The following is a 6301-nucleotide window of genomic DNA, read 5'->3' on the forward strand; positions in this document are numbered from 1 at the left end:
TGGTGTCCACCGAATACAGTGAGCTGTGGAAATCTACAAGCTGATCATTGTTCTTGCCCTCATGGGTTACATAATAATTGAAGTTATCGTTGTACTTCAGCAATGCCTTGTGATGCTGATACATATCTATGTAGCTGTCCATGGTAAATCTCAGTCTGTCTATGGCTGGTATGTCATGTACAGACGATATAGGTCTTCTCGCGTCCAGGCCATCCAGGTATCTCTTCCACTGATCAGCACATACCGCTATGACCAGCTCAAGCTTACTTGGATAGTACCTAAACAATGTAGCCCTTCCCACGTCGGCAGCCCTTGCGATATCTCCCATGCTCACCGCCTCTATCTTCTTGTCTACGAACAGCTCAAATGCAACATCAAGGATCTTTCTTTTGCGCTCGTCCATTTCCTCTTTCAGTTTTTCCGGATCTCTCATATATTACTTTTCACTCCAAAGTTATATTGTGATACTCCCTGTCTCACAATAAATATTTTACAGGACTATCTTATGTCAGTCAACAAAAATCCCAGAAGTCACATTTCGAATCACATTTCGATAGTAAGTAACTTCTGGGATTTCGTATTATATTAAATTTTTATCAATCTGCCAAAATCAGCATTCTTTCCTCAATCAAATGATTGAAGTCTGATTTCATTTTTTCAGGTATATAAGATTCGTCACACATCTTTTTCATTTTATCCTTATTTTTAACTACCAAACTTATCATCTTCTCCGCTGATATCCGACTTAAACCACATACATCAGCAAATATAAGGAAATCTTTTCTTCTCACATTTCTCTTTTTCCCATTCATCGGTATCGCCAATTGCTCTGTATCCTCAGGCATGATAACATTTATCGGCAGCAGATCATAGGCTGGTGAGAGAACATAATCTCCGCTTCCCACCTCTGTTTCAATAAGCGAAAAATTCTTCAAATGCATATCGGAATTGCCAGTCACGAAAGAAAATACAATTCTCATATAGAATTCTGCCATATCCAGACCTACACGACTTGAATATTTTTCTATGATCTTTGCACATCGCTCGTATGAACCTTTATATTTGTCCTGTGTAAGACGATAGTCCAACTGACAGAAATCTTCCATTGCAAGCATTTCAACAGTTGTTTTCTCGAATATCCTATCCACTCTTTTAGTAATATATGCCATCTGCCCATTTCCTTTGATCAATGCATGCGGCACCGTTGAAATTCCTATCATATCAGCCATAGACATCACAAGCTGCTCCGCTTCAGGCATCGCTTTAAATTGATCAACCTGAGGTTTAAGTATATATCCTGTTGGGTAGTTTACCAATGTAAGTCTTGGATTACCTGGTTCAGAAAGCAGGTGTAACGACAGTTTCTTCTGTACACCCGGGACCGTATACCCCTTGTTTATACTTTCCTCTGCAAGAACTTTTAGTTTCTGATCATCTATATCTATGTCTGGCAGCTTAGTCGTCATAAAAAATCTCTTCACACAAGCTTTATGCCAGCCTGTTCCGTCGTCATTTTTCAAAGTTTTTCCACAGCACAAACAATTCATATGCGATCCTCCCTGACACTTACATTGCCTATCGCATCGCGGCATGCAACAAGCAGCAATCCAAACCTGTCCCTTACATCTATTTTCCAATTTCTACTGACCACATCAAGCAGCCAGCCCTCGGGGATGAGTCCATCAAAAAAAGAAAATAAAGTCTCGGATCGATACATGTCCTTCGACAATGGCATGGTAAGTGATACAGCACTGGCATTTTCTCTATCAAGATATTCTTCATCGTAAGAAAATGTATATCCCTCGTCGGTCTCACATAAAATTCCCGCAAATTCATTTCTTATATATACATAAGCCGTTCTAAAAGTATTATCCACCATCAATCATCCTTTCTCCCTGGAACCGCCTCCATGCCGAACATTGCAAGAGCTTCATTGACCTTGTCCATACGCACAGTTTCTTTCCCCTGTTCAAGTTCGCGGACAAATCTGAGTCCGAGGCCTGATCTTATTGCGAATTCTTCCTGTGTAAGACCCGCTTCTTTTCTGTTAGTCTTTATAAATTCAGCTATCTTATTCATCGTTATTACCTCTTATATGTGATTCCTCCTACACGTGATTCCTCTTACACGTGATTCTTCTTATACGCTATTCTCCTTATATATTACACCCGATAAGGTATAATTTCAATCAAATATAATATTTTTTATACCATAACGGGTATAAAAAATATTATATAAAACAAAACTACACCCGATGGGGTATAATAGCCGCAATAAGCAACAAACTTATACCCTATCGGGTGCAGTAAAACTACTTTATGAGAACCGGCTGTATCTGCCTTCCCTCAAGAGCCTCCTCTATGGTGGCTGGGATGAGATCAAGTCTGCTTATGAGTGAATTGGGTTTCTTCACACAGTTATCCTGTTCAAATGGAACAAAATAAATATTTTTCATGTTCATGAGCTGGCCGATATTCTTGAAGTTCATACCCATGGCATCATTTGTCGAAACCGATATGATGAGCGGCTTATTGTTCCTCAGATGTGCCTTCGCAGCCATGAGAACCGATGTGTCTGTTATTCCATTTGTCAGCTTGGCGATGGTGTTTCCGGTACAAGGTGCTATGACCAGCGCATCAAGATAGGCCTTGGGACCTATAGGCTCAGCCTCCTGTATAGTGTAAATACCCTTTCGCCCTGCTATCGTCTCAACGTCATTTACGAATTTGTCAGCTTTTCCAAATCTTGTGTCGTACTCTGCGGAGTGAGGCGAGAATATCGGATACACATTTATTCCCATCTCAACCATTTTCTTTATTTCTATCTTAATCTTATCAAAGGTACAAAATGAACCGGTTATAGCCATACCTACATTGCACTTTGATAAATCCATGTTATATACACTCCTATTTATTAAGCGTCAGTTCATACAAATCCATTTCAGCGGTGAGCCGACACTGCCTCTATCACTGCATCGGCAAGAATCATCCCCGAGGTCTTTGGAGACAGCTTACCCGGGATTCCCAGGCTGTGTTTATAAGGAATATCATGTTCCTTGCAATAATCAAAATCCACCCCTCCCGGCATAGATGCTATATCTATTACAACCGCATGTCTGCTGAGCAGAGACAGGATATCTTCACATACAACTCTCGCAGGTACTGTATTGAAGCAAAAATCCACTTCTGACAGTATATGCTTATATATCGGAATATCCTCAAATGACATAACCTTGTAGCCTATGAGCGCCGCATCACTCCTCTGCTTTGGACGTCTTGCCATAACTATTACATCTGCTCCCCAGGATGCAAGCCTTTCGGCAAGAACCCTGGCACATTTGCCAAATCCCGTCACCAGACATACGCTTCCGTCTATATTAATATCAGACAGCTCCTCCGCATCGCAGACTGCCCCCTCCGCGGTTGCAACTGCATTTCTCTCGGCCACAACATCGTCTGCAAGAAAATCAAATACATAAGGACTATTTTCGTTTGTATCAGACATATATTTGCCTATCCCGCCTCCAAACACAATGTCAAATTCCTTGCTGCATTCCAGAATGCTGTTCACGGTGAGAAGGGTTCTGCCGTTGACAAATTCACCATCCCTCGTAACAGGCACAGGAAGAATGATAGCTTTCAGCATTTCTACAGATGGAGACGCACATTCGCCCTCTATCAGTCTGCGAAAGCCCACTCCTGAAGCCCCCCGAAATAATGGTGACCGGCGAATGTCTCAGCAGATCGGCATCATATGGATCGAAATGAAACACATTACTGCCTTTCTCCGCCAGACTGAGAGACATATAGCAGCTTCTCCTGTCACCGCCTACCACGTAGTATACACAATCCATATCCATACCTCAGTGCACCGCCCTTATATTATTGATAATTTAGGATATGCCTGTGCCAGGCAAATGTTACATTGCAGCACGATATAAAACTTTTATTATCTCATCCTTAAATGTCACATCTGCTATCTCCTCGGACACAATAACATCTCAACATCTATAAGTTCATCGTCCAGGTACACTTCAAGCGAACCGGCCACAGCGCCTTTATGCACAGGTGCCTTTAATGTATCCGAGACTTTGTATACATACTGTATACTACCTTCAGATGCTGTCACAGTCCTGTTCAGCCTGCATTTTGTCGCTGTGCTTCCATCTGCCGACGAGCCCGATGAATATGTTATCCTGATGTCAGGCGAAGCAGGCGCCTTAAGCTCCGTGTATATGGTGTGTTCCTGCGCAAATGCCACAAGTGCCCTGGAATCTTTCCATTTATAAGTCTTATTATTCGGCCATCCGCAGCCAAGGAGAGCCCATATATATGTATGTCCCTCAACCTCCGCAGCTCCTATATAGCAATATCCAGCATCGCAGGTAAAGCCGGTCTTTCCTGACAATGCGCATGGCATCATATCGAGAAATGCATTGTGATTAATGCATGCAAATGTTCTATTTCCGGTATTATCAGTGAATGTGTATGATTTTGTTCGGGTAATCTTCAGAAATTCATCCTTTTGGGGTGAAATAAGAATACAATACCTCATGATCCTGACAAGATCCTCCGCGGAGGTGCCATGGACGCCATTTTCATCCTGGGCATCCAGACCATTTGGCGTGATAAAATATGTAGAATGGCAGCCTATCTCCTCAGCCTTTGCGTTCATCATCTCCGCAAAGTGCTGTACACTGCCACCGATATGTTCCGCTATGACTACAGCGGCGTCGTTGTAGCTCTCGAGCATCATGGCGTACAACATGTCTTCAAGTGTGTACTTCTCGCCGTCACGAACCCCAAGTCTGACCTCAGGCATCTTGGATGCATAGGATGAAGCTGTCACATCATCCGCCAGATTCCCGCACTCGATTGCAAGTATGCATGTAAGTATCTTGGTCGTGCTGGCGTTGGGTCTGTGCTCATCACTACATTTGTCATATAGTATATCTCCAGTCTCCCCATCCAGCAGAATCGCATTTCTGGCAAATAGCTGTACATCCGCTGTATTGTCTTCCTCAGCATACGCTTTTATAAATATATTGTTACCAACGAGAAACTGTATTACCAGACTTGCTGCAGTCCAGGCTGCAACAAGCAACATAAACCGCCTTATGCGTGATCTTTTTCCTGTAGAAAACATATGCATATACCGTCATATCCTCATAATATTGGTCATGATATTATATTACAGGAACATGTCTGTTATTCTTCGGATGTCGTATCTACACTGAGCGTGAAATCTGCTTCCTCCAGCGCTTCTTTCTTGAAGTCCTCTATCTTATCAGGGCTTATCATCGGAAGATCATTTGTCGATGACACTCCAAAGCATCTGAGGAATTCCTCTGTTGTTCCAAACATGATAGGTCGTCCAGGAGCATCAAGTCTTCCAACCTCCTGCACGAGATTGTACTCTATGAGCTTGTTTATGGCATGTACACATGAAACTCCTCTTATAGCCTCGATCTCGGGCCTTGTTATCGGCTGTTTGTATGCAATTATAGACAAAGTCTCAAGAACAACATCCGTGAGGGAAAGCTTCTTCGGTGTATTGACAACCTTGGCGAGAATTCCATAGTATTCGTTGCGCGTACAGAGCTGAAGCGAACCGTCAAGATCTATGATCCTGATACCCCTGTCGCTGTTGTTGTAATTATATATGATACCCTCAAGCTGCTTTGTAAGCTTCCTCTTGTCCATCTCAAGAGCTGAGGCAAGTCTGTCGATCGATACAGACTCACCCACTGAGAAAAGTATAGCCTCGATGGCGGATGTGAGATAATCGTCACTGTACTCCTTGTCCGTCCTGGCCTCCTCATTCTCTTCTGAAGGGGTATTTACTTCATCTATTTCCTCATTCTGTAAATCTTCGTTATTCATCGTTACCTCATCTCTATATAGTATCCAGAGAATCAATGATTATCTCTCCGAATATATCTTCCTGTCTGATCGCTATTGCGCCTATCTTCATAAGCTCAAGTATGGCAAGGAATGTGACTATGATATTCATCTTTGATGCCTGCATCTCAAGCAGTGTCCTGAAGTTTATGCCCTCCAGTCCTCTGACTTCTTCTCTTACCTCCGCCATCTTCTCCTCAAGGGAAATCTCCTCCCTCTCGATCTCTTTGAATTTGCTTCGTATCGGATCTACCTTGTCGACCTGCTTACGCATAACCGATTTGAATATTTCATTGAGCTTCTGGAGATCCACATCAGCCTTGGAGATCAACTCATAAGGATCGACCTCCTGCTTGACATTCTTCACCTCAGCCGGTATGGTCGCCTTCTTGAAAAATGCC

Annotated in this window: 9 protein-coding genes; all 9 read right to left on the reverse strand. The window is 42.8% G+C overall.

Annotation, left to right across the window (positions count from 1 at the left end; translation table 11 throughout):
- Nucleotides 1-433: TetR/AcrR family transcriptional regulator (locus CCU_RS12955; protein WP_208896267.1), on the reverse strand; the 433-nt coding region annotated here is incomplete at its 3' end.
- A gap of 163 nt (nucleotides 434-596) precedes the next feature.
- Nucleotides 597-1547, reverse strand: a complete 951-nt coding sequence (locus CCU_RS12960; protein WP_015534970.1) for a HipA domain-containing protein — start codon at nucleotides 1545-1547, stop codon at nucleotides 597-599.
- Entirely contained in the window at nucleotides 1544-1879 is a 336-nt protein-coding gene (locus CCU_RS12965; RefSeq protein ID WP_015534971.1) for a HipA N-terminal domain-containing protein, read from the reverse strand. Before CCU_RS12965 ends, CCU_RS12960 begins: the two co-directional genes overlap by 4 nt.
- Complete coding sequence (locus CCU_RS12970) at nucleotides 1879-2079, reverse strand: type II toxin-antitoxin system Y4mF family antitoxin (protein ID WP_015534972.1); 201 nt, start codon at nucleotides 2077-2079, stop codon at nucleotides 1879-1881. Before CCU_RS12970 ends, CCU_RS12965 begins: the two co-directional genes overlap by 1 nt.
- A 232-nt stretch (nucleotides 2080-2311) precedes the next feature.
- Nucleotides 2312-2893, reverse strand: a complete 582-nt coding sequence (locus CCU_RS12975) for a dipicolinate synthase subunit B (RefSeq protein ID WP_015534973.1) — start codon at nucleotides 2891-2893, stop codon at nucleotides 2312-2314.
- A 47-nt stretch (nucleotides 2894-2940) separates the two neighbouring features.
- Entirely contained in the window at nucleotides 2941-3696 is a 756-nt protein-coding gene (locus tag CCU_RS12980) for an NAD(P)-dependent oxidoreductase (protein ID WP_208896268.1), read from the reverse strand.
- A 279-nt stretch (nucleotides 3697-3975) separates the two neighbouring features.
- Complete coding sequence (locus CCU_RS12985) at nucleotides 3976-5106, reverse strand: D-alanyl-D-alanine carboxypeptidase family protein (protein ID WP_015534974.1); 1131 nt, start codon at nucleotides 5104-5106, stop codon at nucleotides 3976-3978.
- Nucleotides 5107-5207: 101 nt separating this feature from the next.
- Nucleotides 5208-5882, reverse strand: a complete 675-nt coding sequence (scpB, locus tag CCU_RS12990; protein ID WP_015534975.1) for an SMC-Scp complex subunit ScpB — start codon at nucleotides 5880-5882, stop codon at nucleotides 5208-5210.
- Nucleotides 5883-5895: 13 nt separating this feature from the next.
- A partial coding sequence (locus CCU_RS12995) for a segregation/condensation protein A (protein WP_208896269.1) occupies nucleotides 5896-6301 on the reverse strand: 406 nt, incomplete at its 5' end.

The sequence above is a fragment of the Coprococcus sp. ART55/1 genome (assembly GCF_000210595.1).
In the GTDB taxonomy this organism is placed as follows: domain Bacteria; phylum Bacillota; class Clostridia; order Lachnospirales; family Lachnospiraceae; genus Coprococcus; species Coprococcus aceti.